Source organism: Streptomyces sp. NPDC045431, assembly GCF_040646655.1.
GTDB lineage: Bacteria > Actinomycetota > Actinomycetes > Streptomycetales > Streptomycetaceae > Streptomyces.
On record NZ_JBEZAQ010000003.1, the window covers coordinates 538,320 to 564,443 of the forward strand.

The 26,124-nt window shown below is 72.1% G+C and carries 27 protein-coding genes and 1 tRNA gene; 16 read left to right on the forward strand and 12 right to left on the reverse strand.

The genetic code is table 11. From position 1 onward, the window contains the following. The first annotated feature begins 72 nt into the window (after positions 1 to 72). The 5 genes from AB0A69_RS11010 to AB0A69_RS11030 all read left to right on the forward strand — a co-directional run bounded on the left by AB0A69_RS11010 (position 73) and on the right by AB0A69_RS11030 (position 5,326). Entirely contained in the window at positions 73 to 570 is a 498-nt protein-coding gene (locus tag AB0A69_RS11010) for a septum formation initiator family protein (RefSeq protein WP_361418297.1), read from the forward strand. Positions 571 to 584: 14 nt separating this feature from the next. Beyond that, positions 585 to 1,115, forward strand: coding sequence for a DUF501 domain-containing protein (locus AB0A69_RS11015; protein ID WP_361418300.1), 531 nt, complete (start codon positions 585 to 587; stop codon positions 1,113 to 1,115). Beyond that, entirely contained in the window at positions 1,112 to 2,032 is a 921-nt protein-coding gene (locus AB0A69_RS11020; protein WP_361418303.1) for a Ppx/GppA phosphatase family protein, read from the forward strand. Before AB0A69_RS11015 ends, AB0A69_RS11020 begins: the two co-directional genes overlap by 4 nt. A 382-nt stretch (positions 2,033 to 2,414) precedes the next feature. Further along, a complete protein-coding gene (locus AB0A69_RS11025) occupies positions 2,415 to 3,803 on the forward strand; it encodes an NAD(P)/FAD-dependent oxidoreductase (protein ID WP_361418306.1) in 1,389 nt (462 codons plus the stop codon). 215 nt (positions 3,804 to 4,018) lie between these two features. Beyond that, positions 4,019 to 5,326, forward strand: a complete 1,308-nt coding sequence (locus AB0A69_RS11030) for a cyclopropane-fatty-acyl-phospholipid synthase family protein (protein ID WP_361418309.1) — start codon at positions 4,019 to 4,021, stop codon at positions 5,324 to 5,326. Positions 5,327 to 5,390: 64 nt separating this feature from the next. Here AB0A69_RS11030 and AB0A69_RS11035 read toward each other — a convergent pair whose 3' ends face one another. Next, on the reverse strand, positions 5,391 to 7,919 hold the full coding sequence (locus AB0A69_RS11035) for an ABC transporter permease (RefSeq protein WP_361418312.1): 2,529 nt from the start codon (positions 7,917 to 7,919) through the stop codon (positions 5,391 to 5,393). A 110-nt stretch (positions 7,920 to 8,029) separates the two neighbouring features. After that, entirely contained in the window at positions 8,030 to 8,800 is a 771-nt protein-coding gene (locus AB0A69_RS11040) for an ABC transporter ATP-binding protein (RefSeq protein ID WP_361418315.1), read from the reverse strand. 471 nt (positions 8,801 to 9,271) lie between these two features. Between AB0A69_RS11040 and AB0A69_RS11045 the strand changes: the two genes are divergently transcribed. Continuing rightward, a tRNA-Leu gene (locus AB0A69_RS11045) sits at positions 9,272 to 9,352 on the forward strand. Positions 9,353 to 9,703: 351 nt separating this feature from the next. After that, a complete protein-coding gene (locus AB0A69_RS11050) occupies positions 9,704 to 10,582 on the forward strand; it encodes a Bax inhibitor-1/YccA family protein (protein WP_361418318.1) in 879 nt (292 codons plus the stop codon). A gap of 95 nt (positions 10,583 to 10,677) precedes the next feature. On the opposite strand, the gene AB0A69_RS11055 is transcribed toward AB0A69_RS11050, so the two are convergent. After that, positions 10,678 to 10,908: a DUF4287 domain-containing protein gene (locus AB0A69_RS11055; protein WP_355362153.1), complete on the reverse strand. Its 231-nt coding sequence runs from the start codon at positions 10,906 to 10,908 to the stop codon at positions 10,678 to 10,680. Positions 10,909 to 11,007: 99 nt separating this feature from the next. On the opposite strand from AB0A69_RS11055, the gene AB0A69_RS11060 reads away from it, so the two are divergent. Further along, positions 11,008 to 11,343 carry a hypothetical protein gene (locus AB0A69_RS11060; protein ID WP_361418322.1) on the forward strand — a complete coding sequence of 112 codons (336 nt, stop codon included), beginning with the start codon at positions 11,008 to 11,010 and terminating at the stop codon, positions 11,341 to 11,343. On the opposite strand, the gene AB0A69_RS11065 is transcribed toward AB0A69_RS11060, so the two are convergent. The 3 genes from AB0A69_RS11065 to AB0A69_RS11075 all read right to left on the reverse strand — a co-directional run bounded on the left by AB0A69_RS11065 (position 11,327) and on the right by AB0A69_RS11075 (position 15,073). Beyond that, positions 11,327 to 12,196 (reverse strand): hypothetical protein, encoded by an 870-nt coding sequence (locus AB0A69_RS11065; protein ID WP_361418471.1) that lies wholly within the window; start codon positions 12,194 to 12,196, stop codon positions 11,327 to 11,329. The genes AB0A69_RS11060 and AB0A69_RS11065 overlap by 17 nt on opposite strands. Before the next feature lie 481 nt (positions 12,197 to 12,677). Next, positions 12,678 to 13,898, reverse strand: a complete 1,221-nt coding sequence (locus AB0A69_RS11070) for an acetyl-CoA C-acetyltransferase (protein ID WP_361418325.1) — start codon at positions 13,896 to 13,898, stop codon at positions 12,678 to 12,680. Between the two features lie 140 nt (positions 13,899 to 14,038). Further along, positions 14,039 to 15,073: an SGNH/GDSL hydrolase family protein gene (locus AB0A69_RS11075; RefSeq protein WP_361418328.1), complete on the reverse strand. Its 1,035-nt coding sequence runs from the start codon at positions 15,071 to 15,073 to the stop codon at positions 14,039 to 14,041. 105 nt (positions 15,074 to 15,178) lie between these two features. Between AB0A69_RS11075 and AB0A69_RS11080 the strand changes: the two genes are divergently transcribed. Continuing rightward, positions 15,179 to 16,564: a cystathionine beta-synthase gene (locus tag AB0A69_RS11080; RefSeq protein ID WP_361418331.1), complete on the forward strand. Its 1,386-nt coding sequence runs from the start codon at positions 15,179 to 15,181 to the stop codon at positions 16,562 to 16,564. A 264-nt stretch (positions 16,565 to 16,828) separates the two neighbouring features. Here AB0A69_RS11080 and AB0A69_RS11085 read toward each other — a convergent pair whose 3' ends face one another. Together AB0A69_RS11085 and fabG are read right to left on the reverse strand one after the other, a co-directional pair. After that, positions 16,829 to 17,446, reverse strand: coding sequence for a hypothetical protein (locus tag AB0A69_RS11085; protein WP_361418334.1), 618 nt, complete (start codon positions 17,444 to 17,446; stop codon positions 16,829 to 16,831). 127 nt (positions 17,447 to 17,573) lie between these two features. Next, entirely contained in the window at positions 17,574 to 18,317 is a 744-nt protein-coding gene (gene fabG, locus AB0A69_RS11090; protein WP_361418337.1) for a 3-oxoacyl-ACP reductase FabG, read from the reverse strand. Positions 18,318 to 18,561: 244 nt separating this feature from the next. Between fabG and AB0A69_RS11095 the strand changes: the two genes are divergently transcribed. The 7 genes from AB0A69_RS11095 to AB0A69_RS11125 all read left to right on the forward strand — a co-directional run bounded on the left by AB0A69_RS11095 (position 18,562) and on the right by AB0A69_RS11125 (position 24,056). Further along, the gene (locus AB0A69_RS11095) at positions 18,562 to 19,041 is read left to right on the forward strand and encodes a helix-turn-helix domain-containing protein (protein ID WP_361418340.1); all 480 of its coding nucleotides are present in this window, start codon (positions 18,562 to 18,564) and stop codon (positions 19,039 to 19,041) included. A gap of 185 nt (positions 19,042 to 19,226) precedes the next feature. Beyond that, a complete protein-coding gene (locus AB0A69_RS11100) occupies positions 19,227 to 19,790 on the forward strand; it encodes an ImmA/IrrE family metallo-endopeptidase (RefSeq protein WP_361418343.1) in 564 nt (187 codons plus the stop codon). Further along, positions 19,787 to 20,983, forward strand: a complete 1,197-nt coding sequence (locus AB0A69_RS11105) for an MAB_1171c family putative transporter (protein ID WP_361418346.1) — start codon at positions 19,787 to 19,789, stop codon at positions 20,981 to 20,983. Before AB0A69_RS11100 ends, AB0A69_RS11105 begins: the two co-directional genes overlap by 4 nt. Before the next feature lie 7 nt (positions 20,984 to 20,990). Continuing rightward, positions 20,991 to 21,911 (forward strand): DNA-binding protein, encoded by a 921-nt coding sequence (locus AB0A69_RS11110; RefSeq protein ID WP_361418349.1) that lies wholly within the window; start codon positions 20,991 to 20,993, stop codon positions 21,909 to 21,911. Positions 21,912 to 21,973: 62 nt separating this feature from the next. After that, positions 21,974 to 22,441 carry a DUF3574 domain-containing protein gene (locus AB0A69_RS11115; protein ID WP_361418352.1) on the forward strand — a complete coding sequence of 156 codons (468 nt, stop codon included), beginning with the start codon at positions 21,974 to 21,976 and terminating at the stop codon, positions 22,439 to 22,441. Positions 22,442 to 22,564: 123 nt separating this feature from the next. Beyond that, complete coding sequence (locus AB0A69_RS11120) at positions 22,565 to 23,404, forward strand: MurR/RpiR family transcriptional regulator (RefSeq protein ID WP_361418354.1); 840 nt, start codon at positions 22,565 to 22,567, stop codon at positions 23,402 to 23,404. Between the two features lie 88 nt (positions 23,405 to 23,492). Continuing rightward, on the forward strand, positions 23,493 to 24,056 hold the full coding sequence (locus AB0A69_RS11125; RefSeq protein WP_361418358.1) for a hypothetical protein: 564 nt from the start codon (positions 23,493 to 23,495) through the stop codon (positions 24,054 to 24,056). Positions 24,057 to 24,063: 7 nt separating this feature from the next. Here AB0A69_RS11125 and AB0A69_RS11130 read toward each other — a convergent pair whose 3' ends face one another. Genes AB0A69_RS11130 through AB0A69_RS11145 form a run of 4 tightly spaced genes read right to left on the reverse strand, consistent with a single transcriptional unit; the run spans position 24,064 to position 26,099 of the window. After that, positions 24,064 to 24,435, reverse strand: coding sequence for a hypothetical protein (locus AB0A69_RS11130; RefSeq protein ID WP_361418361.1), 372 nt, complete (start codon positions 24,433 to 24,435; stop codon positions 24,064 to 24,066). A gap of 7 nt (positions 24,436 to 24,442) precedes the next feature. Continuing rightward, on the reverse strand, positions 24,443 to 24,964 hold the full coding sequence (locus AB0A69_RS11135) for a roadblock/LC7 domain-containing protein (RefSeq protein ID WP_361418364.1): 522 nt from the start codon (positions 24,962 to 24,964) through the stop codon (positions 24,443 to 24,445). Further along, entirely contained in the window at positions 24,961 to 25,653 is a 693-nt protein-coding gene (locus tag AB0A69_RS11140) for a transcriptional regulator (RefSeq protein WP_361418367.1), read from the reverse strand. The genes AB0A69_RS11135 and AB0A69_RS11140 overlap by 4 nt, the downstream gene beginning before the upstream one ends. Then, complete coding sequence (locus AB0A69_RS11145) at positions 25,650 to 26,099, reverse strand: hypothetical protein (protein ID WP_361418370.1); 450 nt, start codon at positions 26,097 to 26,099, stop codon at positions 25,650 to 25,652. Before AB0A69_RS11145 ends, AB0A69_RS11140 begins: the two co-directional genes overlap by 4 nt. Positions 26,100 to 26,124 lie beyond the last annotated feature (25 nt).

The following is a 26,124-nucleotide window of genomic DNA, read 5'->3' on the forward strand; positions in this document are numbered from 1 at the left end:
ACGTCCCCGGCCACGGTCCCGTACCGTGTCCGGGGACGTACGTACGTAACGGGGTGCAGGGGAGGAGCGAGGATGGCCCGGGACCGGTTCTCCACCGCGACCAGGCTGCGGCTGCTCACGGAGCAGACCGCCGCCCGCGTGTACCGCTCCCAGACGCGCCGTCAGGACCGCCGCTCCCGGCTCACCGGCCGCGCGGCCTTCCTCGCGCTCGTGGTCTGCTCGATGGTGGTGGCCCTGGCGTACCCGATGCGCCAGTGGGTCTCCCAGCAGAGCGAGATCGCCGAGCAGGAGCGGCTGGCGGACGAGGCGGCCGAGCGCGTCGAGCGGCTGCGCGACGAGAAGGCGCGGCTCCAGGACGACGCCTACATCAGGCGCCTCGCCCGCGCACACCTGCACTACGTACGCCCCGGGGAGACCGGTTACACGGTCATCGACCCCGACGCGGTGCGCCAGCGCCGCACCGACCAGGGCGCGGCCGACCGCGCCTGGTACTCCAACCTCTGGGACGGCGTGGACTCCGCCGACCGCACCGACGGCACGGACCGCGCCGCTCGCACCGACCGCAAGTAGAACCCAAGGCAGGCATGGAAACGCCCCCTCCGCAGACCGAACGCACCGAGCCCACCGAGGCGGACGTCGCGGCGTTCGAGGAACAGCTCGGCCGCCCGCCGCGCGGCCTGCGCGCCATCGCGCACCGCTGCCCGTGCGGCAACCCCGACGTGGTGGAGACCGCGCCCCGGCTGCCGGACGGCACGCCGTTCCCGACGACGTACTACCTCACCTGCCCGCGCGCGAACTCCGCGATCGGCACGCTGGAGGCGAACGGCGTCATGAAGGAGATGACCGACCGGCTGCAGTCCGACCCGGAGCTGGCGGCCGCCTACCGGGCCGCGCACGAGGACTACATCGCGCGCCGGGACGCCATCGAGGTCCTGGAGGGCTTCCCGAGCGCGGGCGGCATGCCGGACCGCGTGAAGTGCCTGCACGTGCTCGTCGCGCACTCGCTGGTGGCCGGCCCCGGCGTGAACCCGCTGGGCGACGAGGCGCTGGCGATGCTGCCGGAGTGGTGGGCCAAGGGCCCGTGCGTCGGCGCCCACCGGGAGGACGCGCAGTGACGACCCGGGTCGCCGCCATCGACTGCGGTACGAACTCCATCCGCCTGCTCGTCGCCGATGTCGACCCGACCACCGGTCAGGTCACCGACCTGGACCGGCGGATGACGATCGTCCGCCTCGGCCAGGGCGTCGACCGGACCGGCCGGCTCGCCCCCGAGGCGCTGGAGCGGACCTTCGCCGCGTGCCGCGAGTACGCCGGCGTCATCAAGGAGTACGGCGCCGAGAGGCTGCGTTTCGTGGCCACCTCGGCCTCGCGCGACGCCGAGAACCGGGACGACTTCGTCCGGGGCGTGCGGGAGATCCTGGGCGTGGAGCCCGAGGTCGTCACCGGCGACCAGGAGGCGGAGTTCTCCTTCACCGGGGCCACCAAGGAACTGCCCGGCACCGGGGAGGAGTACCTGGTGGTGGACATCGGCGGCGGCTCCACCGAGTTCGTCGTCGGCACCGAGCACGCGCGCGCGGCCCGCTCCGTCGACATCGGCTGCGTACGGCTGACCGAGCGTCACGTCCGCAGCGACCCGCCCTCGGAGGCGGAGGTCGCGGCGATCCGGGCGGACGTCGAGGCGGCCCTCGACCTCGCGGAGGAGACCGTTCCGCTGCGCGAGGCGGGGACGCTGGTCGGGCTGGCCGGATCGGTCACCACGGTGGCGGCGATCGCGCTCGGTCTGAAGGAGTACGACTCGGCCGCGATCCACGGCTCGCGCATCGCCTACGAGCGGGTCGCGGAGGTCACCGGGCGGCTGGTCGCCTCCACCCACGACGAGCGGTCCGCGATCCCGGTGATGCACCCGGGCCGGGTGGACGTCATCGCCGCCGGGGCGCTGGTGCTGCTGGCCGTGATGGATCGGATCGGGGCGCGGGAGGTCGTGGTCTCCGAACACGACATTCTGGACGGAATCGCCCTCTCGCTGGTCTGACGCGGGACCGCCGGACGGCCGGCCGGAAGGGTCGCCGGACGGCCCGTCGGGAAAGTTCGTGAAGTTCTTCACAAGGAAAAGGGCCCTGAGGGGTGTCCTGGAGGCGTTTCGGGGCCTCCAAGGGCCCCTTCGGGGCCCTTTCCCGCCCCCGCGAGGGGCACCTCACCTATGTTTCGCAGGCGTGAACTCCGGTGCGGTCCACCGTTGCAAGGTGCTCTCTGTCCCAGTTCAACGGGGGTGAACAACGTCTTCCGTTACACCGCGGTTCCCCTGCGGCGCCATGACCTCGGTCACGTGGGCGGCGGAGTGTAGCAGAGGTCCCCCGGAAGCTTGTGAAGGGGCGCACGAGCGACCCCCCTCCAGCGGGTGGATACTCGATGGCATGAGCACCACGGAGCGTCCCAGGATCCTCGTAGTAGGCGGTGGGTACGTAGGCCTGTACGCAGCTCGGCGCATTCTCAAGAAGATGCGCTATGGCGAGGCGACCGTCACGGTCGTCGACCCCCGGTCGTACATGACCTACCAGCCCTTCCTGCCCGAAGCCGCCGCCGGCAGCATCTCGCCGCGGCACGTCGTCGTCCCGCTGCGACGCGTGCTGCCCAAGGCCGAGGTACTCACCGGCCGGGTCACCAGCATCGACCAGGACCGCAAGGTCGCCACGGTCTCGCCGCTCGTCGGCGAGGCGTACGAGCTGCCGTTCGACTACCTGGTCATCGCGCTCGGCGCGGTCTCCCGCACCTTCCCGATCCCCGGCCTCGCCGAGCAGGGCATCGGCATGAAGGGCATCGAGGAGGCCATCGGCCTGCGCAACCACGTCCTCGAGCAGCTCGACAAGGCCGACTCGACGACCGACGAGGAGGTCCGCCGCAAGGCGCTGACCTTCGTCTTCGTGGGCGGCGGCTTCGCCGGCGCGGAGACCATCGGCGAGGTCGAGGACCTGGCGCGCGACGCCGCGAAGTACTACAAGAACGTGAAGCGCGAGGACATGCGCTTCATCCTGGTGGACGCCGCCGACAAGATCCTCCCCGAGGTCGGCCCGAAGCTCGGCCAGTACGGCAAGGAGCACCTGGAGAGCCGTGGGGTGGAGATCTACCTCAACACCTCCATGGACTCCTGCGTCGACGGCCACGTGGTGCTGAAGAACGGCCTGGAGGTCGACTCCAACACCATCGTCTGGACCGCCGGTGTGAAGCCGAACCCGGTCCTCTCCCGCTACGGCCTGCCCCTGGGCCCGCGCGGCCACGTCGACACCGACGTCACCCTCCAGGTCAAGGGCACCGACTACATCTGGGCCGCGGGCGACAACGCCCAGGTCCCGGACCTCGTCGGCCGCAAGGCGGGCAACGAGAACGCCTGGTGCCCGCCGAACGCCCAGCACGCGCTGCGCCAGGCCCGGGTCCTCGGCGACAACGTGATCTCCGGCATGCGGGGCTTCCCGCAGAAGGAGTACAGCCACGCCAACAAGGGTGCGGTCGCCGGTCTCGGCCTGCACAAGGGCGTCGCGATGATCGTCATGGGCAAGATGAAGATCCGCCTCAAGGGCCGTCTCGCCTGGTACATGCACCGCGGCTACCACGGCATGGCCATGCCGACCTGGAACCGCAAGATCCGCGTCTTCGCGGACTGGACGCTCGCGATGTTCCTCAAGCGCGAGGTCGTCTCGCTCGGCGCGATCGAGTCGCCGCGCGAGGAGTTCTACGAGGCGGCCAAGCCGGCGCCGCAGGCGTCGTCCTCCTCCGCGACGCCGCCGCAGAAGGCCAAGGCCTCCTGACGCACGCTCAGCGCTGAGCCGGACCGACCGTGAGTCCGGCTCACCGAGGGGCCGCCCGCCATCCGTGGTGCGGGCGGCCCCTTCGCGTTGCCCAAGCGCCGGCCTGCGCGCTTTTTTGCCCTTCCATTGCGTCGTTCCGGGACTGTCACCCGTCGCTGTCGGTGTTTATGTGGTGACGAGCATTTCTGGGATCGAACGTCACGGAGGTGTGCACCATGGCCGACGCCGCGTCGCGGCTCACCACTCTCGCCGAGGACCTGCTGGGGGTTCCCCTGCCGGTCCGGGTCCGGGCCTGGGACGGGAGTGAGGCGGGGCCTCCGGGTGACGTCCCCGTGCTCGTCATCCGCAGCCGCCGGGCCCTGCGGCGGATGCTGTGGAAGCCGGGGGAGATGGGCCTGGCGCGGGCGTGGGTGGCCGGGGAGCTCGACGTCGACGGCGACTTGTACGAGGCCCTCGACCGGCTCGCCGGCTTCCTCTGGGAGCGCGGCGCCGACGCGAAGGACCCCGTCCACGCCCTGCGCGACCCGCGGGTACGGGCGGCGGTCCGCGGGCTGGTGAAGATCGCCGGGCCCTGGCCGCCGCCCGCGCCGCCCGCCGAGGAGGTCCGGCGGCGCTCCGGGCCGCTGCACACCAAGCGGCGCGACAAGGAGGCCATCAGCCACCACTACGACGTCGGCAACGACTTCTACGAGCTCGTCCTCGGACCCTCGATGGTCTACTCCTGCGCGTACTGGACGGACGGCGGCACCCTGGAGGAGGCGCAGCGCGACAAGCTCGACCTGATCTGCCGCAAGCTCGGCCTGAAGGAGGGCGACCGGCTGCTCGACGTGGGCTGCGGCTGGGGCTCCATGGCCATCCACGCCGCCCGCGAATACGGCGCCAGAGTCGTCGGCGTCACCCTCTCCACCGAACAGGCCGCCTTCGCGCGCAAGCGCATCGCCGAGGAAGGCCTCACCGACCGGATCGAGATCCGCATCCAGGACTACCGGGACGTCAGGGACGGTCCGTACGACGCGATTTCCTCCATCGGGATGGCCGAACACGTCGGCGCCGTCCGCTACCGCGAGTACGCCGACGACCTGTACGCCCTGCTCAAGCCGGGCGGCCGGCTCCTCAACCACCAGATCTCGCGGCGCCCCGAGCCGGACGAGACCGCGTACCACGTGGACGAGTTCATCGACGCGTACGTCTTCCCCGACGGGGAGCTCGCACCCATCGGCCGCACCACCGCCACCCTGGAGGAGGCCGGGTTCGAGGTCCGCGACATCGAGGCCCTCCGCGATCACTACGCCCTCACCCTGCGCCAGTGGGTGGCCAACCTGGAGGCCGACTGGGCCCGGGCGCAGCGCCTCACCTCCCCCGGCCGCGCCCGGGTCTGGCGCCTCTACATGGCGGCGTCCGCCGTCTCCTTCGAGCGCAACCGCATCGGCGTCAACCAGGTCCTGGCGGTGAAGACGCCCGAGAGCGGGGCGTCGGGGATGCCGCTGCGGCCCAGACGGTGGACCGGGGGCGGCGACCGCTGACACGCCGAGGGCCGGGCCCCCGCACCACGGGGGGACCCGGCCCTTCGGCACCTCACCGGCGGAGCTACTCGGCCTTGATGGCGTTCAGCATGTTCAGCTTCGCGGCGCTGCGCGCCGGCCACATCGCGGCGAGGACGCCGACCAGCGCGGCCAGCACCAGGAAGACACCGATCCGGTCCCACGGGATGACCAGGGCGTAGTCGGGCAGGCCGGACTTGATGGACTGGCCGATCGCCCAGCCCAGGAACGTGCCGAGCCCGATGCCGACCACCGCGCCGAAGACCGAGATGACCACGGCCTCCAGCCGCACCATCCGCTTCACCCGGCGCCGGTCCAGGCCGATCGCCCGCAGCATGCCGATCTCCTGCTGCCGCTCGAAGACCGACATGGCCAGGGTGTTGACGACGCCGAGCACCGCGATGATCAGCGCCATCGCCAGCAGGCCGTACATGATGTTCAGCATCATGTTGATCATGCCGCCGAACTGGTCGCGGATGTCCTGCTTGTCCATCACGTTGATCGCCGGGTTCTCGCCGAGCGCGCTGACCAGGGCCTTCTCGTTCGCCGCGGTCTGACCGCCGTCCATCGTCACGAAGATCTGCGGGATGAACGGCTTGTTCTCGTGCGGCGCGACGACCTTGGTGTCCACCAGCACCGGCGACAGGAACTCGGTGTCCTTGAAGACGGCACCGACGGTCAGCTCGCCCTTCTTCTCGTCGGCGAAGGTGACCGGCAGGGTGTCACCGACCTTCCAGCCCCGCTTGGCGGCGGTCTTCTCGGCGACCGCGATACGCCCCTCGCCGAGGGAGGCCAGCGAACCGTCCACCAGCTCGACCTTCAGCACCCGCTCGATGTCGCCCGGCGTGATGGCCGACGCGGAGACCCAGTCGTCCTTGATGTCGAAGGACGTGGCCTGCTGCGGCGAGACGGCCGTGACGCCCGGGGCCTTCCGCAGCGCGGTCAGCGCGGACTCGTCGAGGGCGCCGCCGCTGGCCATGGCGACCATGTAGTCGGCCTTGATCTGGTCCGTGGTCATCTTGTCCAGCGCCGTGCCGACCGTGACGCCCAGCACCGACAGACCGGTGACGAGCGTGAGGCCGATGGCCAGCGCGGAGGCGGTGGCGCCGGTGCGGCGCGGGTTGCGGACCGCGTTCTGCCCGGCGAGCTTGCCGGAGACGCCGAAGGCGCGTACCAGCAGCGGGCGTACGAGGGCGATGACCGGGCGGGCGAGCAGCGGGATGAGCACGATCACACCGACCAGCGCGAGGAAGGCACCGCCGGCGATCAGCCACCGGCCGTCGGAGCCGGCCGCGGCGCCCGCCACGATCAGCGCCGCGCCGGCGGCGGTGATGAGCGCGCCGATGGAGTTGCGCACCACCAGGGACTTCGTCGTCGCCACCGCGTGAACGCTGCTCATCGCGGCCACCGGCGGGATCTTCGCGGCGCGGCGGCCGGGCAGCCAGGCGGCGAACATGGTGATCAGGACGCCCACGGCGAGCGAGGCGAGCATCGGCGTCGTACCGATGACGAGCGACCCGTCGGGCATCTTCATGCCGAACGCCGCCATCCCCGAGCGCAGTCCCACGGCCAGGGCCACACCGAGCGCGAAGCCGACGACGGACGCGACCAGGCCGACCAGACCGGCCTCGGCCAGCACCGAGCGGGTGATCTGCTTGCGGGACGCGCCGACGGCGCGCATCAGCGCCAGCTCCTTGGTGCGCTGCGCGACCAGCATGGTGAAGGTGTTGGAGATCAGGAACACGCCGACGAAGAGCGCGATGCCGGCGAAGCCCAGCAGCATCTGGTTGAGGCTGTTCAGCTCCCTCTCGATCATCTCCGCCTGCTCGTCCGCGAGCGCGGCACCCGTCTGTGCGGTGGCGCTCTCGGGGATGAGCGGCTTCACCGCGTCGAGGATCTTCGCGTCGTCGGCGCCGGGCGCGGCGGTGACCGTCAGCTCCTTGTAGTAGCCCGGCTTCAGGTAGAGCTGCTGGGCGACGGAGGTGTCGAACAGCACCAGGCTGCCGCCGGCGTTCACGGCGCCGTCCTCGGTGGTGAAGACGCCCGCGAGGGTGTACTCCTTCACCGGCCCGTTGGTGGCCACCCGCACCCGGTCGCCGACCTTGTACGCGCCCTTGGCGGCGGTGTCCTTGTCGAGCGCGATCTGGTCGTCCCTCACCGGGCCGGAGCCCTCGGTGAAGTCGTAGGCGACGTCCTTGCCGTCCTTGCCGGGGGCGAAGTTGGAGCCCTTGTTGGACCAGCCGACGCCGATGAGCTTGCCGTCGGGGTCGGCGACGCCGGCGAAGCCGTCCACCCGGCCGGTGACGGAGGCGACCCCGTCCAGCTTCCCGACCTTGTCGAGGGTCTGCTGGGAGAGGCCGGGCTCCTGCTTGGCGTCGTTCTGGTCGGCGTACGAGGTGACGGCGACGGCGACGTCGTCGTAACTCCTGGCCGACTGGTTGCGGAAGGCGTGGGAGAGGGTGTCGGTGAAGACCAGAGTGCCGGAGACGAAGGCCACGCCGAGCATGACGGCGAGCACGGTCATCAGCAGCCTGGCCTTGTGCGCGAGCACGTTGCGCAGGGCGGTACGGAACATGAGGTGAGGTCCTGGGAGTGGGTGCGGGCGTACGGGGCGGTCGGCTGGTCGACCGGTCGGCCGACTGGGTGGCTGGGCAGCCGGTCCGGTCAGCCGGTCAGGTCAGCCGGTCAGCTGGTGCGGCCCTTGGTGTCGAACTCCTTCATGCGGTCCAGCACGCCGTCCGCCGTCGGGCGGAGCATCTCGTCGACGATGCGGCCGTCCGCCAGGAAGACCACGCGGTCCGCGTACGAGGCGGCCACCGGGTCGTGGGTGACCATGACGACCGTCTGGCCGAGCTCGCGCACGGAGTTGCGCAGGAAGCCCAGCACCTCGGCGCCGGAGCGGGAGTCGAGGTTTCCGGTGGGCTCGTCGCCGAAGATGATCTCGGGGCGGGAGGCCAGCGCGCGGGCGACCGCCACGCGCTGCTGCTGGCCGCCGGAGAGCTGCGCGGGGCGGTGGGAGAGGCGGCCCGACAGGCCCACCATGTCGATGACCTTGCGCACCCACTCCTTGTCGGGCTTGCGGCCCGCGATGTCCATCGGGAGGGTGATGTTCTCGGCCGCCGTCAGCGTCGGCAGCAGGTTGAACGCCTGGAAGATGAAGCCGATCTTGTCCCGGCGCAGCTGGGTGAGCTGCTTGTCCTTGAGGGAGCCGAGCTCGGTCTCACCGATGCGGACCGAGCCGGAGCTGAAGGTGTCCAGGCCGGCGACGCAGTGCATCAGGGTCGACTTGCCGGACCCCGACGGGCCCATGATCGCGGTGAACTCGCCCTGTCCGAACTCCACGGTGACCCGGTCCAGGGCGACCACCTGGGTCTCACCCTGTCCGTAGACCTTGGACAGATCCGTGGCGCGGGCGGCCACCGTGGTGGCGCGGTGGGCGAGGGGGGTGGTGGTCACGAGGGTGCTCCTGTCGGGAACGGCGGTTCGAATCGAGGACTCGTCCATCGTCCGCGCCGGCCACCCCGCCGGACGTCCGTCCGCGTGCCCGTATCCGGGGCAGTCTCGAGTCGGACCGGAGGCTCCGCCCCTCCTCCTGAGGTATGACACGACCCCTGAGAACCACCCCGCCACCGGGCCCGGTCGCCCCGCGGGCGGCCCTCGGTGCCCCTCGCCGGTCATCGCCCGGTCATCGGTCGGTCATCGGTCTGTCATCCGATGGTCCGCGCGCCGGAGCGGGGCGGCGACTTTCCGTCATTCCTTTGCGCGGTTCTTTGCTGCCGCGAGCCCGACACGGCTGCCGCGCCACGCGCCTCACCTGCGCTGACGCACCCTCAAGCGTCAATAAAATAAGACAACATCGGGCCAGTGTTCCGCTGTTCGAGGGACGCCTCCGGATAGGCTCATGTGCCATGCGGAGCCGCGTTCCGCGCCCGGGTGGTGGAATGCAGACACGGCGAGCTTAAACCTCGCTGGCCTTAGGCCGTGCCGGTTCGAGTCCGGCTCCGGGCACTCACCGTCCGCACCGCCGGGAGCGGTCCCACGGCTTCGCCCGGGACCCGCCCGGAAGGAAGCGGACGATGCCGTCCTCGGGCGTTGGCAGGTGCGACCCGGTGGTCGGCGACCGGCCGCCGCGAGCGGCGGTCACGGTCGTCGGCGGGCCGCGCCGGCGGGGACGGGCGGTGCGGCGGGCGGCGCGGTGCCCGGCGATCACAGGCGGCGCCCCGGAAAGGGCCGTATGCCTGCTGAGCGTGCGTTCTGTGCGTTCCGGCCCGAAAGATCCTCCCCGAGCACTAGGGTGTTTCTTTTGCGTCCCCATTACTCTTGTCTCAAGGCCGCGCACGGCGGCCATGGAGGAGTGAGATGAGGAGCAGCAACCCGGTCTTCTCGCGACGGGGGTTCAGCCGCGACAACGGCGGCTACGCGGGCTTCAACGCGCAGCAGCCGGCCGGGGGCCCCGCCGCTGGAACCAACCCGTACGCGACGAACCCTTACGCCACCAACCCCTACGCGCAGGACGCCGTCCAGCTCGGCGCCCCGCAGGCACCGGCGCGCCCGGGGGCCATGACGATCGACGACGTGGTCACCCGCACGGGCATCACGCTCGGTACGGTCTTCGTCACCGCGACGCTCGCCTGGCTCCTGCTGCCCGTCGACCCGGCGAACATCGGCAAGTCGTACGGCATCGGCATCGGCGCGGCCCTGGTGGCCTTCGTCTGCGCGATGATCCAGGCCTTCAAGCGCAAGGCGTCGCCCGCGCTGATCCTGGCGTACGCGGCCTTCGAGGGCGTTTTCCTCGGGGTCATCTCCAGCGCCGTCTCCACGTACGTCACGCCGGGCGCGGTCCCGCAGGCGGTGCTCGGCACCATGGCGGTCTTCGCCGGCGTGCTCATCGCGTACAAGATGCGCTGGATCCGCGTCACGCGGCGCTTCTACGGCTTCGTGATGGCGGCCGCGCTCGGCTTCATCCTGCTGATGGCGGTGAACGCGCTGTTCGCCGTCTTCGGCGGCGGTGACGGCCTCGGCTTCCGCAGCGGCGGCCTCGGCATCATGTTCGGCGTGATCGGCATCGTCCTCGGCGCGTGCTTCCTGGCCCTGGACTTCAAGCAGGTCGAGGACGGCATCACCTACGGTGCCCCGCGCGAGGAGTCGTGGCTGGCGGCCTTCGGCCTCACCATGACGCTGGTGTGGATCTACCTGGAGTTCCTGCGGCTGATCTCGATCCTGCAGGGCGACGACTGACCCCGCCCACGCGGAACGCGTCACGCGGAACAGGGAAGGCCCCGTACCGGCGAGAGCCGGTACGGGGCCTTCCCGTCTGTCCCGTCCGAGTGCCGTCAGAGGAGTTTGCGCGCCGCCCGGCGCAGGTCGTACTCGTGGATGATCGCCTTGGCGTGCCCGTACGCGAGGTTGTGCTCGCCCCGGAGCCAGCTCACCTTCTCCTCGAAGCGGAGGAGGGAGGGGCCTTCCTCGACGGTGCGAAGCCAGTCGGCCACTTCACGGCCGGTGCAGGCGGGAATGCGCGCGAGCAGATTTCGGTGGGTCTCTTCGGAGAAGACTTGGGACATCGGCGCCTCCGGACGCTGTGCGCGTGTGCTCCTTCACGTCACCGTGCCTGAGCGTTCGCGTATTGGCAACAGTGCCGTACCGGCGCATAGGGTCGCGGCGTGGTGGACACGACTGAATTGACCCGCGCCGTGGAACGTTTCGCCGACTGGCTGCGGGCCGCCCCGCAGAGCCGCCTCCAACGGGGCGCGGCCGCCGAAGGGCTCGCGTTGGCAAGGGAGTTGGCGCTGCGGGCGCAGCGTCTCGAGGACCCGGGGGCGGAGCCGCGGACCATGCCGGACGCGGGGGTCTTCAGCGTCGCCGACCAACTTGTGGTGGCCGGTAACGATCTGGCGGAGGTTCTGCGGACGGCCCCGGCCCCCGGCGGTGCGGCCGCCGAGCAGCTGGACGAGGCCGTGGGGCTGGTGGAGCGGGCGGCTGCTAGAGCGAGGCTATGACGCGGTCGGCGAGGACGTAGACGTTCTCGGAGCCGCCGTCACCCTCGCCCTCGCCGTCGCCGCACGAGAAGGTCAGGGCGTACGCGCCGGAGACGCCGGAGCCGCCGAGCAGGACCGGCGCCGCGCCCTTGCGCAGCGCGTCCGCGAGGCGCTCGGCGGTCTCGCGGTGGCCGGGGGTCATGCACAGCGTCGTGCCGTCGGCGAAGACGTACACGTCGAGCGTGCCGAGGGGGCCGGGCCGTACGTCGGTGAGCGCCGTACGGGCCTCGGCGAGCTCCTCCAGGCGGGCCACGGTGCGCTCGTGGTCGGTGACGACGGGCGTCTGGACCGGCACGAAGTCCGGGTGCGAGGGGTGCCGGCGGCGGGCGGCGGCCAGCTCGGGGGAGTCCTCGGGGAACTCGGGGAGCTCGTACTCGGCGGCGTACTCGGCGTAGTCCGCGTCGTCGCGGTCACGGTCGTGGTCGCCGTCGAGGCCCAGGGCCTCCAGGCCCACGAAGTCCGCCTGGCGCGGCACGAAGAACGGGCCGTCGTCGGGGAGGCCGGACAGGCCGCCGCCCAGCAGCGTGCCGGGGGCGTCGGCGGCGTCGCGGGCCTCCTGGGCGGCCCAGAAGGCGCGCGCCTCGGCGAGCTCGCGTTCGCGCTCCTCGGCCAGGGCCTCGGCGACGGCGGCGCGTATGTCGTCGGTGGTGGCGCGGGCGTGGGGCACGGTGGGGGCGTGGTCGGCGAGGTCGTGCGCGGCGGCGAGATCGGCGCGCAGGGCGACCACCTGCTTGCGCAGCCCGTGCGCAGCGTGCAGGGCGGCGGCGCCCACGGCCGTGGCGGTGGCCGTGGTCAGCAGCAGGGCGAGAGACATGGCGCTCACTGACTTACTCCCGGTTTCAATCGATCCCCCGCACTTCCTACATCAGCTTGTCGTGTCCTCGCGCCCCCTGTCAGTGCATTACGTCACGAATTGGACAGGTTTTTCGTCACCTGGATTTCACTCCTTCCCCAGTTGACCTGCATAAATGGATCTCCCCCGGGATGTAGGTCACATCCTGGGGGAGATTCGGTCACGACTGGGATGCGGTGCGATTAACCGCCCAGTTCAGGGCTCAGGCGGTTCCTCGGGCGACCCCTACCCTGCGCTCCAGCTCAGCTCAGCCGCTCGGTCTTTTGGTCGCGCTTCGCTTCGCTACCGCTGCGGGCAGGTGCCGCCCTCGTTCCTCGGGCGACCCCTACCCTGCGCTCCAGCTCAGCTCAGCCGCTCGGTCTTTTGGTCGCGCTTCGCTTCGCTACCGCTGCGGGCAGGTGCCGCCCTCGTTCCTCGGGCGACCCCTACCCTGCGCTCCAGCTCAGCTCAGCCGCTCGATGACCATCGCCATGCCCTGGCCCCCGCCCACGCACATGGTCTCCAGGCCGAACTGCTTGTCGTGGAACTGGAGGCTGTTGATCAGCGTGGTGGTGATCCGCGCGCCCGTCATGCCGAAGGGGTGGCCGACGGCGATGGCGCCGCCGTTGACGTTCAGCTTCTCCAGCGGGATGTCCAGGTCCCGGTAGGACGGGATGACCTGCGCGGCGAACGCCTCGTTGATCTCGACCAGGTCGATGTCGCCGATGGTCAGCCCGGCGCGGCGCAGCGCCTGCTTGCTGGCCTCGACCGGGCCGTACCCCATGATCTCGGGGGACAGGCCCGAGACACCGGTGGAGACGATGCGGGCCAGCGGGGTCAGGCCCAGCTCGCGCGCCTTGGTGTCGGACATGATGACGAGCGCGGCGGCGCCGTCGTTCAGCGGGCAGCAGTTGCCGGCGGTGACGAGGCCGTCGGGGCGGAAGACGGGCTTGAGGCCCCGGACGCCCTCGAGCGTGACGCCCGCGCGCGGGCCGTCGTCCTGGGAGACGACCGTGCCGTCGGGCAGTGTCACGGGGGTGATCTCGCGCTGCCAGAAGCCGTTCTTGATGGCCTCCTCGGCGAGGTTCTGGGACCGTACGCCGAACTCGTCCATGTCCTGGCGGGTGACGCCCTTGAGGCGGGCCAGGTTCTCGGCGGTCTGGCCCATCGCGATGTACGCGTCGGGCAGCAGCCCGTCCTCGCGCGGGTCGTGCCAGTCGGCGCCCTCCTGCTGCGCGCGGGCCGCGGTGCGGGCCTCGGCCTCGGCGAAGAGGGGGTTGTGCGTGTCGGGCAGGCCGTCGCTGGTGCCCTTCACGGAGCGGGAGACCATCTCGACGCCGGCGGAGATGAAGACGTCGCCCTCGCCCGCCTTGATGGCGTGCAGCGCCATGCGGGAGGTCTGCAGCGAGGAGGAGCAGTAGCGCGTGACGGTGCAGCCGGGCAGGTGGTCCATCCCCATCTGCACGGCGACGATACGGCCGAGGTTGTGGCCCTGCTCACCGCCGGGCAGGCCGCAGCCGAGCATCAGGTCGTCGATGTCGCGCGGGTCGAGCTCGGGCACCTTGGCGAGCGCGGCCTGGATGATCGTGGCGGTCAGGTCGTCCGGCCGCAGGTCCTTCAGGGAGCCCTTGAAGGCCCGGCCGATGGGGGAGCGGGCGGCTGAGACGATCACGGCTTCGGGCATCGGGGCTCCAGGTGCGGTGGGGCGGATGGCGGACCTGTGAGGTGAAGTTACCCGCACGTATCGCGCAGGTCACTGCACGGAACGTGTGATGAGCGCCGCATTTCTAAGCGCTCGCTCAGGCGTGCCGGGTGTACGGGCTGCTACGCGGGGCGCTCCCGGGCGTCGCCGCGGGCGTCCGGCCAGTCCGGCGACGGCGCGGGCGCCGGGCCCGTGACCGGGGGCAGGCGCCGGCGGCGGCGGTGCTTGAGGCGGGCCCAGGGGGCGCGGGCCGGGGTGACCTCCGTACCGGCCTCCTCCGCGGCCTCCGCCGCCGCCTTCGCGACCGGCAGGATGCCCTCGCGGCGGTCGGCCTCCAGCCGCTCCTCCTCCGGCCAGACGCCCAGGGCGGCGCAGACCGTGGGCAGGACGGCCATCGCCGCCGTCGCGTACCCCTCCGCCGAGGGGTGGTAGTTGTCCGCGCCGAACATCTCGCGCGGGTTCGCCTCGAACTCCGGACCCAGCAGGTCGCCGAGCGAGACCGTACGGCCGCCCTGCTCCACGACCACGATCGTCTGCGCGGCGGCCAGCTGGCGCGAGGCCCGCCGCGCCACCCAGCGCAGCGGCTGGTACACCGGCTCGATCGTGCCCAGGTCGGGGCAGGTGCCGACCACCACCTCCGCGCCCGCCGTGCGCAGCCGCCGCACGGTCGTCGACAGGTACCGCACGGACTGGGTCGGCGACATCCGGTGCGTCACGTCGTTCGCGCCGATCATGATCACGCACACGTCGGGGACCCGCCCCGGGTGCGCGAGCAGCAGCGTGGCCTGGCGCTCCAGGTCGTCGGAGCGGGCGCCGGGCAGGGCGACGTTGCGTAGCTCGACGGGACGCTCCGCGACCGCCGCGAGCCCCGAGGCCAGCAGCGCGCCCGGTGTCTGGCCGGCCCGCCGCACACCCTGGCCCGCCGCCGTAGAATCGCCCAGAAGGGCGAGCCTGACCGGCTCGGAGCCCTCGAAACCACGGCCGTACAGCCCGTCAGCCGCCGGTGGCAGCGGCGCCACCCCGCCGCCCACGGAACGCTTCGCCAGCTGGACCTCCGCCAGCAGCACCCCCACCGCCGCCGCGCCCAGCAGCCCGATGCCCCCGCCGCCGTACGCCGCGCCCGCGGCGATCCGCCGCGCCACCCTCGCCCTCGACATAGGGGCAGTCACCTCCTCCAGGCAGTACAAGAGCTAACTGCCCCGTAACCGCCTCGTCCTACGCATACGCTGGCGGGACCATTACGGAGACCCCGGAGAACTACGGTGCAATTCCACGACTCGATGATCAGCCTCATCGGCAACACCCCGCTGGTGAAGCTCAACAGTGTGACCGAGGGCCTGCAGGCCACCGTCCTCGCCAAGGTGGAGTACTTCAACCCGGGCGGTTCGGTGAAGGACCGGATCGCCCTGCGCATGATCGAGGCGGCCGAGCAGAGCGGTGAGCTCAAGCCCGGCGCCACCATCATCGAACCCACGTCCGGCAACACGGGTGTCGGCCTCGCGATCGTGGCCCAGCAGCGGGGCTACAAGTGCGTCTTCGTCTGCCCCGACAAGGTCTCCACGGACAAGATCAATGTGCTCCGGGCGTACGGCGCCGAGGTCGTGGTGTGCCCCACGGCCGTCGACCCCGAGCACCCGGACTCGTACTACAACGTCTCCGACCGGCTCGTACGGGAGACGCCGGGCGCCTGGAAGCCGGACCAGTACTCGAACCCGAACAACGCCCGTTCGCATTACGAGACCACGGGTCCCGAGGTGTGGGACCAGACGGACGGGAGGATCACCCACTTCGTCGCGGGCGTCGGCACCGGCGGCACCATCACCGGTACCGGCCGCTACCTGAAGGAGGTCAGCGGCGGCAAGGTCCGCGTCATCGGCGCCGACCCGGAGGGCTCGGTGTACTCCGGCGGCTCCGGGCGTCCGTACCTGATCGAGGGCGTCGGCGAGGACTTCTGGCCCAGCGCGTACGACAGCAGCGTCACGGACGAGATCATCGCGGTCTCCGACAAGGACGCCTTCCAGATGACGCGGCGCCTGGCCAAGGAGGAGGGCCTGCTCGTCGGCGGCTCCTGCGGCATGGCCGTCGTCGCGGCGCTGCGGGCGGCGGAGGGGCTCGGCCCGGACGACGTGGTGGTCGTGCTGCTGCCGGACAGCGGCAAGGGCTACCTCTCGAAGATCTTCAACGACGAGTGGATGGCGGACTACGGCTTCCTGGAGGAGGCCGGCCCGTCCGCCAGCGTGGGCGACGTCCTGCGGCACAAGGAGGGCGACATCCCCAAGCTCGTCCACATGCACCCCGAGGAGACCGTCGGCGAGGCCATCGAGGTCCTGCGCGAGTACGGCGTCTCCCAGATGCCCATCGTCAAGCCGGGCGCCGGCCACCCCGACGTCATGGCCGCCGAGGTCGTCGGCTCGGTGGTGGAACGCCAGCTGCTGGACGCCCTGTTCACGAAGCGGGCCTCCCTCGACGACCCGCTCGAGAAGCACATGAGCCCGCCGCTGCCGCAGGTCGGCTCCGGCGAGCCGGTCGCCGACCTCATGTCCGTGCTGGGCACGGCGGACGCGGCGATCGTGCTGGTGGAGGGCAAGCCCACCGGTGTGGTGAGCCGTCAGGACCTGCTGTCGTTCCTCGCGAAGGAAGGCAGGTAGCCGCGAGGCGGCCGCCCTTCGGGGCGGCTTCGCGCAAACGGTACGAGCACGTCATGTCGCGGCAGCACCCGCTTAACACTGCTCGTGCACGGTAGGACGTGTCGGCGTCAGGAACTTCCGGAGCGGCTCCCGGACCTCCCGCACGCCGCGGACGCGGAGACCGGCCCTGACCCGGCCCGCGTCCCCCGCGGGGACCGCCGTCGTCCCGCCCCCCGGCAACGGGGGTGCGGCGGTCCCCGCGCTTCCCCCGTACGGCCCGTGCGGTCAGGGGTTGTGGGTCTCGGCCCAGAACATGGACATCCTCGCGATGCCGGCACGCACCGCGCCTCCCCGGGTGAGAACGGCCCGGTCGACTCCGGCGAAGAGGACCGCCAGGGCCAGATCCGCGGGCAGGACCCGGCCGTTCGCCTGGACGGAGACCTTCTTGCCCTTCCCGAGCCCCGACTGCCGCACCGTGAGGACGACGCCGGGGTCGTCGGCGTTGGGCGTCCGAGCGAGCGTGTACGCCTTCCGATCAATCGCCGTCAGCCTGTAGTGGTCACCCAGGTACGTCATGCGCAGGGAACGGCCCCTCTTCGTCATGGCGAACCTGTTCCGGCTCAGTGACACGAGGCCGTCGCCCACGCGCGCGGTCGCACGGTTCAGGGTCGGCATCCCCACGAGTTCGGCGTGGATGCCGCGGGTCTCCAAGGTGGCCGTTGGAATGAGACCACCGCTCACCTGTGTGGTAATGAGACTGTCGACGTAGGGAGGCGCGGGCCAGAGGACGCGCATGTCCCCGTATTCCGGAGACGTGCCCTGCCAGGCGCGCAGCAGCGGCTTGCCCCGAGACCGCTCCCCCTTCCAGAAGGTGAGCGTGAACGGGGTGAGGGTGGTGTGCATGGCGGTCCGTGACTGATCGAAGGGTCGAGGGTCGCGGCCCGGCCTCTTCGTCCCGCCGGCGATCCCCGTCACCGCGTCGGACGTGGCCGGTCCGCCCTTGATCATGTCAGCGTCGCGGGTGGCCGGTTCAGAGGGTGACGCCCCCGTCGATGTGGAGCACGTTTCCGGTCATGTACTCCGCGGAGACCACGTAACCGACCATGTCGGCCACCTCCTCCGGCCGGCCGAAGCGGCGCAGCGGGATGGCCTGCAGTGCCTCGTCCCGCGCGGTCTGCGGCAGCGACGCGGTCAGGTCGGTCTCGATGAAACCGGGCGCGATCGCGTTGGCGCGGATGCCGTACGGGGCGACCTCCTTGGCCAGCGCCTTGGTGAAGCCGATGATCCCGGCCTTGGAGGCGGAGTAGTTGGTCTGGCAGGCCTGTCCGTGGACGCCGGCGGCGGCGGAGATGTTCACGATGCAGCCGCGTCGGCGCTTCATCATCTCGAAGACGACCGCCCGGCTGACGTGGTACGTCCCGTCCAGGTTCGTGGCCAGGACCTGGTGCCACTCCTCCTCGCGCATCAGCGGCAGCGGGCTGTCCCGGGTGATGCCCGCCGCGGCCACCGCCACGTCGATCAGGCCGAGTTCGTTCTCGACCTCGCGGACCAGGGCGCGTACCTCGTCGGCCTGGGAGACGTCCGCGCGGCAGGCGAAGGCGCGCCGGCCCAGTTCGACGACCTCCTTCTCCACCTGAGCGGCGGCGTCGTCGTCGGACCTGTAGCAGAACGCCACATCGTGCCCGTCGCGCGCCAGCCGGTGGACGACCGCCCGGCCGATGCCGCGTGAACCGCCGGTCACCAGGGCGACCGGTCGTACGTCCCATCCCCTCATGCACAACCCTTCTCGCTGGGTGGTGGCCGTCGCCCTGGAGAGCAGGGTCAGCACGCGGCGCGGACCACGCCTTGATCGATGAACTGGTGTGACACTTCAGCGAGTCGCCGTTCCAATACCAGTCGTAGTCGAGGCGTCACGCTAGTGCCGTCATGACAGGGCGTCAACTGGTGTGGAAGAGCGGGCGACATGGACTGCACACCAGTGTGGGGATAGGTTGCAGTCACGGAGGTGAGGAGCGGCAATGACCAGTTCGTCGGACGTGCCGGGAAGAAAGAGTCTGGCCGACAAGATCAACCACCTTTTCGAGACAGTGGTTCCGGCCGGTCGCGGCCCCTACAGCACCGAGGAGGCCGCCCGGGCCATCAGCGAGCAGGGGGTGCCCATCTCGGGCAGCTACATCTGGCTGCTGCGCAAGGGGCAGCGCGACAACCCGACCATCCGGCACCTCGAAGGGCTGGCCCGGTTCTTCGGCGTGCCCCCGGCCTACTTCTTCGACGACGAGGTGACGGCGGCCGTCGAGGCCCAGCTCGGCATGCTCGCCGCGCTGCGGGACGCCCAGGTGCAGCACGTCGCCCTCCGGGCGGCCGGGCTGTCCTCCAAGAGCCTGCGCTCGATCGCCGAAGTCATCGACCGCGTACGGGAACTGGAGGGCCTGCCCCCGCAGGAGGCGCCGCAGGACGGCCAGGACGAGCCCCGGGGGCAGCCCGGACCGGGGAGCTGACGGGCCGTGGCGGGGGGCGTCTTTCGGTCAACCTCCGCCCGCCCGCCTCGGTCGGCCCTTGCGCCCGCCCGGACAGTTGGCAACGATCGAACGCCAACGGCACTGCCGGCATGTAGGCCGGAAAGGACACATCGGTGGGAGCATCTCCGCTACGCGTACCCGGTCGGCGCACCGCATTCCGGCAGATGCGCCGTACCTGCGAGAGGCTCATCGACGAGGCCGGCATCACCCCGGGCGGCGACATCATGGCCATCTGCGAACAGGTCAGCCGTCGGCGGGGCCGCGCCATCCGGCTCACCTCCATGGAGCTGGAGGACCCGTCGCTCCACGGACTGTGGATCGCCGTCCCGGAGACGGACATCATCGTCTACCAGGCGGACACCAGCAGGTCCCACCAAGAGCACATCATCGCCCACGAGTTGTCGCACATCATCTGCGGGCACGACGGCGAGGCGGCCCCGGCGACCACCCCCCGCGCGACCGCCGCTCCCGCGACGGCCGCCCCGGTGGCGGCGGCGCCCAAGCGGGTCACCGTTCCGGAACACCTCTTCCCCGACCTCGACCCGAACCTGGTCCGCAGGTCGCTGATGAGGTCCGTCTACTCGGACCGCGACGAGCAGGAAGCGGAGATGATGGCGTCGCTCATCCTGGCCGGTGCCCGCCAGGACGTCACCGGGGCGCCCCCCGCCCTCGCCCCCGAGATCGCCAGCGTCATGGCCCGCGTGGAAAGCGTCATCGGCCGCGGATGAACCTCTACGACGTGCTGGCGCACATCTGCGCCGCGGCCGGGCTCGCCGCGTTCTGCTACAAGCTCCCCGAACTGGTCCAGCGCAGGACCGACCCCGCCCTGTGGGCCCTCGCCGTCTACTTCCTGTGCTCCGGCATCAGCTTCCTCATCGACTTCAACTGGCTGCGCGACCACGTCAACGCCCTCGCCGGATACGCCAACTTCACCACCATCCTCACGCAGGCCGCGGTCGTCGTCCTCACCGCCGCCCAGCAGGTCGTGCTGGTGCACTGGTCCCATCCCCCCGAAGAGGCGCGCGTGCTGGCCAGACGGCGCATCCGGGCCTTCTCCGTCACGCTCGCGGCCCTCGTCGCGCTGTTCTTCATCGTCGAGCCCTACCGCAGGGACCCCTCCGCGGAGGGCACGCTGCTGCGGAACATGCAGGACCTGGACTACGCGGGCTACCTGCTCTTCTACATCACCATCTGCGCGGTGGGGCAGGTCGGAGCCCTGCGCCTGTCCTACCGGTACGCGCGCATCGCCCACCGCACGTGGCTGCGCGTGGGCATGTGGACGGTGACCGCGGGCGCCTCCTTCATCCTGCTGTACTGCGCCATCCGCTACACCCAGACGATCGGCACCCAGCTCGGCTACGACATGAGCGCCTGGGAACCCGCGTACTGGCTCGCCGGGGACGTGGGCTCGCTGCTCCAGGTCTTCGGCTGGACCGTCCCGTCCTGGGGGCTCGCGCTCTCCCACTGGCTGTGGAACTACCGCTCCTACCTGCGGCTGCGCCCGCTGTGGTGGGCGCTGTACGAGGCGGCACCCGGCATCGCGCTGGAGCCGCCGCCGCCGAGGTGGCTGGACCGGCTGCCGCCGTACAGCCTCGAGTACCGGCTCTACCGGCGGGTCATCGAGATACTCGACGGGTTCCTCGCCCTGCGGCCGCACCTCACCCACGCCGCGGCGCTCCGCGGCGACGCGCCGGAGACCGCGCGGCGCTCCCCCGAGGACGAGGCCGGTTTCCTGCACGCCGCCCTCCGGGCGCGGGCGGAGGACCCGGACGCCTCCGCGCCCTTCGTCCCTGGCACCGGGCCCTCGCCCGCCGAGAGCCGGGGCGACTACGCCAAGGAGGTGGCGTGGCTGGCCGAGGTGGCCACGGCCTTCGCCCGCACCGCGCCCAAGCGCCGTACCGCCCCGCGAAAGCCGAGGTGACCCGCGTATGGAAGGGACGGAGGAAACGTTCCGGTCCCCGCGCGACATCGCGGCCATGACGGCGGAGCTGCTGGCGATCGACCGGGCGTCCGGGGCGCGCAGCGCCGCGCCCGTGGCCGTGCGCGCCGTCGCCGCGGTCCTGCGGCACCCCGGCCCGCCGCCTCCTGCGGCGGCCCCCGCCGGTCTCGCCGTTCCGGCCGATCTCGCCGAGTTCTTCGAGGTCGCCGCCTGGATCCTGTTCGACGCCGAGCAGCACGCGCTCTCGTACCGCCTCAACCGGCGCGCCCTCGCCCTGGCCCGTGGACTCGGCGACGAGGACCGCTCCATCGAACTGCTGACCCTGTCCGTGCTGAGCATGCAGGCGGCCCACCTCGGGCGCCCCGGCGACTCGCTGCGCATCTCCTCGGCCGTCCTCGCGCGCAAGGGCCTGCCGACGCGGGTGGCCGCCCTCTTCCACGTACGCGAGGCCCGCGCCCACGCCCAGCGCCTGGACCGGCGTGCGGCGCTGCGGTCGCTGCGCCTCGCCCACGAGCTGCACGCCGACGGGCCCGGCGCGAAGGACCCCGAGTGGGCCTGGTGGTTCGACCGCGCCGAGCTCGACGGCCACCACGGGCTCGCCCTCGCCGACCTGGGCGATACGGAGCGGGCGGCGTCGTTGCTGCACACGGCGACGGAGGCGGGCGACGGGCCCGCCTACCGGTCCCTGTTCGCCGCCGAGCTCGGTCACGTCCTCGCGCGGGCCGGGGCGTGGCGCGAGGCGGACGCGTGGCTGTCGGGCCTGGTCGAGTCCGGGACGGTCCCGGCCATGGGGTCCGTACGCGCCCTCCGGGCCCTGGAGGCCGCGACGCGGGCCATCGAACGCGGGCGCGGTGTGCCGCGCGGTCCGCGCGAGACGGCACGGCACCTCGCCCGCCTCCTCCCGCGCTGACCCCGCACCCTCACCCGTCCGTGCAACGAACCAAGGAACCCGAGAACCTCCGGAGGACACCCGTGCTGTCAGGAACCACCTCGCGCCTGCTCCACCTCGCCACCGCCGCCGTCGTCGTGGCGGGGGCGGCCGACACCGTCGCCGGCTGGGCCGCGCCGGCCCAGCCGGCGCAGCAGGCCGCCGCCCCCGTCCTGCGCGGTGAGCCGTACGTCGAGACGCACCTGTTCTTCGGCACCGGTCGCCACAACGGCGCTCCGCCGATCACCGAGGAGCAGTTCATGAAGTTCCTGGACGACCACATCACGCCCCGCTTCCCCTCCGGCCTCACCCTCCAGGAGGGCCACGGGCAGTGGCGCGACAAGACCGGCTCCATCAACAGCGAGCGTTCGTACGAACTGATCGTGCTGTACCCGAGGTCGGCGGCGCAGGCCCGGGACTCCGACATCGAGTACATCCGGGACCGCTACACGCGGATGTGGGGCCTGGAGTCCGTGGGCAGAGCCGATGTGCAGGTGGTGGCGGACTTCTGAGCGGAGGGCACCCGGCGCGGGCGGTGACCCGGTGGCCGCGGGGCCGGGGGTCTCCGGGGGTGCAGTCGGTGCATAGAGTCATGCACACTTGTGCAGGACTGAATGGACAGGGGGACGGACACCGTGAGCGACAGTCCCGCCGCGCGGATGCAGGCGCTCTTCGAAGGGCACCGGCTGACGCCGACGCAGCGCAGGATCGCGCACTGGATGGTGCGGCGCGCCGCGGACGTGCCGTTCCTGTCGAGCGTGGAGCTCGCCGAGCTGGCCGGGGTGAGCCAGCCGTCCGTGACCCGGTTCGCGGTCGCCCTCGGCTTCGACGGCTACCCGGGCCTGCGCAAGTACCTGCGCGAGGTGGCGCCCGCCGAGCCGGTGCCGGCCGGGGCCTCGGAGTTCAACGAGTACCAGCAGGCCGTCCACGCCGAGATCGAGAACCTGCGCCACCTCGCCGGGCTGCTCGCCGATCCCGAGCCCGTGGAGCGGGCCGGGCGGCTGCTCGCCTCCTCGCGGCCGCTGCCCGTGCTCGGGCTGCGGGCCGCCTCCTCGCAGGCGCGCGGCTTCGCGTACTTCGCCGCCAAGGTCCACCCCGACGTCCGGCTGCTGGACGAGGGCGGCACCATGCTCGTGGACCGGATCGACGGCGCCGTACGGGCCGGGGCCACGGTGCTGCTCTGCTTCGCGCTGCCCCGCCACCCCAAGGAGGGCGTCGAGGCGCTCGCGCACGCGCGGGAGGCCGGACTGACGGTGGTGACGGTCGCGGACTCGGCGTTCGCGCCGGTCGCCAAGCACAGCGACGTCCTGCTCCCGGCGGCCGTCGGCACCGGACTCGCCTTCGACACGGCGTGCGCGCCGATGCTGCTGGGGCGGGTGCTGCTGGAGGCGATGTGCGACGGGCTGCCGGACGCGCAGGCGCGCCTGGAGGAGTTCGACGCGGGGGCGGCGGCCCGCGGCCTCTTCGTGGAGTGATGGCCTCTCTCAGGAGACGTTAAGGGAAGGGCGCTAGCCTTCCGCCGCGACAGAAGCAGCTGATGTCGGGAGCGTTGAGGAGGCGGACGTGGCGCGGGGCGGTCAGGCGCTGGCGAGAGTGGCCGTGGTCGTACGAGCGGGGGCGGCACCCCTGTGGTGGGCGGGGTTGCCGGCCGCCGGGCTCGGGGCGCTGGTGCCCGGGCTGACCGGGCGGCGCATCGGACTGCTCACCGGGGCCGCGCTGTTCCTGGTGACGGCCGCCGCGGTGGCCCTCGCGCGGCGCGCGCGGTACACGCGCCTGGCCGGGGAGGCCACCCGGGCCGCGCGCGCCGACTTCCTCCAGGACCGGGCCGTGACCGTCCGGGCCTGGCGCCGCTCCCGCCGCTGGTGGCTGCTGGGGGCCTTCCTGGCCGCGCTCGGCCTCTCCTTCGCGCTGCCCGGCGCGGGCGGGCTGTGGCTGGCCGGGGCCGGCGCGGGGCTGTGGCTGAAGGCCGTGTGGCTGGGCCGCTGGGAGCACCGGCACGAGACGCTGCTGTGGGTGTGTGCCGACCGGCTCGCCAAGGGCCCGGCCGGCAAGCCCGTGCGCGCGTACCGCACCACGGGCATCGCCGCGGGCGACGCCGCACCCGGCGGGGGGCGGCGTCGCCGCTGAGCGCGGCTCACACTTCGAGTTCGGACTCGATGCGCCGCAGGTGGTGGCGGGCCATCGCCAGGTTGGACCGCTCCTTGTCGAGCGCCAGGTACAGGAACAGGCCCGCACCGCCGCGGCTCTTGAGGAGCCGGATGAGGTGGTACTGGGTGCCCAGGGTGATCAGGATGTCCTCGATCTCGTCCTTGAGGCCGAGCATCTCCATCGTGCGGACCTTGGCGCGGACGACGTCGGTGTTGCCCGCCGCGGCGATCGCCAGGTCGAGGTCCTTCCCGCCGCCTATCGTGCCGAGGGCCATGCCGCTGGTGTAGTCGACGAGCGCGGCGCCCAACGCGCCGTCGATCGTGGTGGTTTCCTTCAGGGCGGTTTCGACGTTGGCCATCGCGTGCTCACGCTTCCTTCGGTGTCTGGGACGGCGGTGTGGGGGGCGGCGGTGTGGGGGACGGCGGTGTGTGGGACGGGCGGGGCGGGATCGGGGGCCGCGCGGGCGGCCGCTGCTGCGGTACGAGCGCGGCGTCGACCACGCTGCCGATACGGGCGCTGGAGCGCCGGGCCTCCAGGTGGAGGCGGCCGACGTTGACGCGGGGCTCCGCGAGGAGCGTGAGGACGGCCGAGCTACCCGCCGCGTACGTGGCGACGTAGCCCTCCTCGCCGCGGACCAGCAGCTCGCGGAAGCCGCCCTGGCCGGTCGCGTCGGTGAGCCGCTGGGCCACGCCGAGCGCGGCGGCCGTCAGCGCGGCGACGCCCTCGGCGGTGCTGCCGCCGCCGCCCGTGTCGTGGGCGAGGACCAGGCCGTCGGCGCTCGCCGCGAGGGCCCCGGTCAGCTGCGGGAGCCGGGCCCGCAGGCGTCTGAGCTCGCCGAGCACCTGGGCTTGGGCTTCCTCGTGGGCTGCCGTGCGGGTCGTCGTCACAGGTGGGCCTCCAGGGCGTCGCGGAGCCGGCGGAGCAGGGCGGTGTCCGGGTCGGGGACGGACGGCGGCAGCCAGCGCGGGGGCGGCGGCGCCGGTTCGAGCGGCGTCGCGACCAGCCCGGCCGCCGCGAGCCGCCGCACCTCCAGCAGCGTGTGGAAGGCGGGCCGCCCCAGCGCACGGGCCAGCTCCACCGGCGTACGCGTGCCGTCGGCGTACGCGAGGAGCGCCCGCTGCCGCAGGGTGAGGGTCTGGCCGGGGGCCGCCGGGCGGGGCACCACGGGCGCGGCGTCCACGGCCGGGTACGGCCACACGCCGTCCAGCAGCTCGCGGCGGCGCCGGGTCTCGCGCTCCACGTCGACGAGCGGGACGGGGCGTACGGGGGGTACCGGGCCCGGAACGGCGACGGGCCCGTAGCGGAAGCGGGTCGGGCCGCTGCCGGGGGTGAGCGCGAAGAACGCCGCGTCGTACAGGGCGCCGAGGCGGCAGATCTCCAGCTCGCCGTCGCCGAGCCGCCGGTCCGGGGGCAGTCGGCCGCCCGCCGTGAGCAGGACGTCGAGGCCGGGTGCGACGGGGCTCTCGGCGTGCACCACGCGGCCGTCGACGACGTGCAGCGTGCCGTGGTCGCGCAGCAGTGCGCCGGTGGCGCTTTCGGCGGCCAGCCGCAGCAGCAGGGGCGAGACGACGGTCATCCGAGGACCAGCCGTTCCGCGAGGTCGCGCAGGCGGAGGCGGGCGAGCGCGAGGTTGCCGGTGGAGCGGTCGAGCCAGAGGTGGAGGAAGACGCTGCTGTCGAAGGTCGTCTCGACGAAGCGCAGGACGTGGTAGCCGGAGCGGGTGGTGACGATGACGTCCTCGACGGGCGGGCCCTTGGGGGAGCCGCCGTCGCGTAACCCGGCGTCAGGGAGCTCGTCGTCGGACAAGGCGCCGTCGCGTAACTCCTCGGGCCGGGCGAACGACTCGTACTCGGCCGCCGCCCGCGCCAGTTCGGCCGTCTCGGCGGCGGTCGTCTCGTGGTCGCCCACCGGGGAGTCCCCGATCACCCCCAGCGCCAGACCGCTCGTCCAGTCGACGAGGGCTGCTCCCCGCGCGCCCGGCACGGTCATGGCGTGGAGCAGGCACTCATCGATTCCGGGCACGCGGGCTCGCCTCCCTGTTCCCCGT

What these genes read in the sequence shown, in the direction of transcription:
- AB0A69_RS11010 (WP_361418297.1), top strand. Translation starts at nt 73, where the DNA reads ATGGCCCGGGACCGGTTCTCCACCGCGACCAGGCTGCGGCTGCTCACG.
- fabG (WP_361418337.1), bottom strand. Translation starts at nt 18,317, where the DNA reads ATGAGGGGATGGGACGTACGACCGGTCGCCCTGGTGACCGGCGGTTCA.
- AB0A69_RS11030 (WP_361418309.1), top strand. Translation starts at nt 4,019, where the DNA reads ATGGCCGACGCCGCGTCGCGGCTCACCACTCTCGCCGAGGACCTGCTG.
- AB0A69_RS11100 (WP_361418343.1), top strand. Translation starts at nt 19,227, where the DNA reads ATGCGCCGTACCTGCGAGAGGCTCATCGACGAGGCCGGCATCACCCCG.
- AB0A69_RS11140 (WP_361418367.1), bottom strand. Translation starts at nt 25,653, where the DNA reads ATGACCGTCGTCTCGCCCCTGCTGCTGCGGCTGGCCGCCGAAAGCGCC.
- AB0A69_RS11070 (WP_361418325.1), bottom strand. Translation starts at nt 13,898, where the DNA reads ATGCCCGAAGCCGTGATCGTCTCAGCCGCCCGCTCCCCCATCGGCCGG.
- AB0A69_RS11085 (WP_361418334.1), bottom strand. Translation starts at nt 17,446, where the DNA reads ATGCACACCACCCTCACCCCGTTCACGCTCACCTTCTGGAAGGGGGAG.
- AB0A69_RS11095 (WP_361418340.1), top strand. Translation starts at nt 18,562, where the DNA reads ATGACCAGTTCGTCGGACGTGCCGGGAAGAAAGAGTCTGGCCGACAAG.
- AB0A69_RS11105 (WP_361418346.1), top strand. Translation starts at nt 19,787, where the DNA reads ATGAACCTCTACGACGTGCTGGCGCACATCTGCGCCGCGGCCGGGCTC.
- AB0A69_RS11110 (WP_361418349.1), top strand. Translation starts at nt 20,991, where the DNA reads ATGGAAGGGACGGAGGAAACGTTCCGGTCCCCGCGCGACATCGCGGCC.
- AB0A69_RS11055 (WP_355362153.1), bottom strand. Translation starts at nt 10,908, where the DNA reads ATGTCCCAAGTCTTCTCCGAAGAGACCCACCGAAATCTGCTCGCGCGC.
- AB0A69_RS11050 (WP_361418318.1), top strand. Translation starts at nt 9,704, where the DNA reads ATGAGGAGCAGCAACCCGGTCTTCTCGCGACGGGGGTTCAGCCGCGAC.
- AB0A69_RS11130 (WP_361418361.1), bottom strand. Translation starts at nt 24,435, where the DNA reads ATGGCCAACGTCGAAACCGCCCTGAAGGAAACCACCACGATCGACGGC.
- AB0A69_RS11065 (WP_361418471.1), bottom strand. Translation starts at nt 12,196, where the DNA reads ATGTCTCTCGCCCTGCTGCTGACCACGGCCACCGCCACGGCCGTGGGC.
- AB0A69_RS11025 (WP_361418306.1), top strand. Translation starts at nt 2,415, where the DNA reads ATGAGCACCACGGAGCGTCCCAGGATCCTCGTAGTAGGCGGTGGGTAC.
- AB0A69_RS11015 (WP_361418300.1), top strand. Translation starts at nt 585, where the DNA reads ATGGAAACGCCCCCTCCGCAGACCGAACGCACCGAGCCCACCGAGGCG.
- AB0A69_RS11035 (WP_361418312.1), bottom strand. Translation starts at nt 7,919, where the DNA reads ATGTTCCGTACCGCCCTGCGCAACGTGCTCGCGCACAAGGCCAGGCTG.
- AB0A69_RS11075 (WP_361418328.1), bottom strand. Translation starts at nt 15,073, where the DNA reads ATGTCGAGGGCGAGGGTGGCGCGGCGGATCGCCGCGGGCGCGGCGTAC.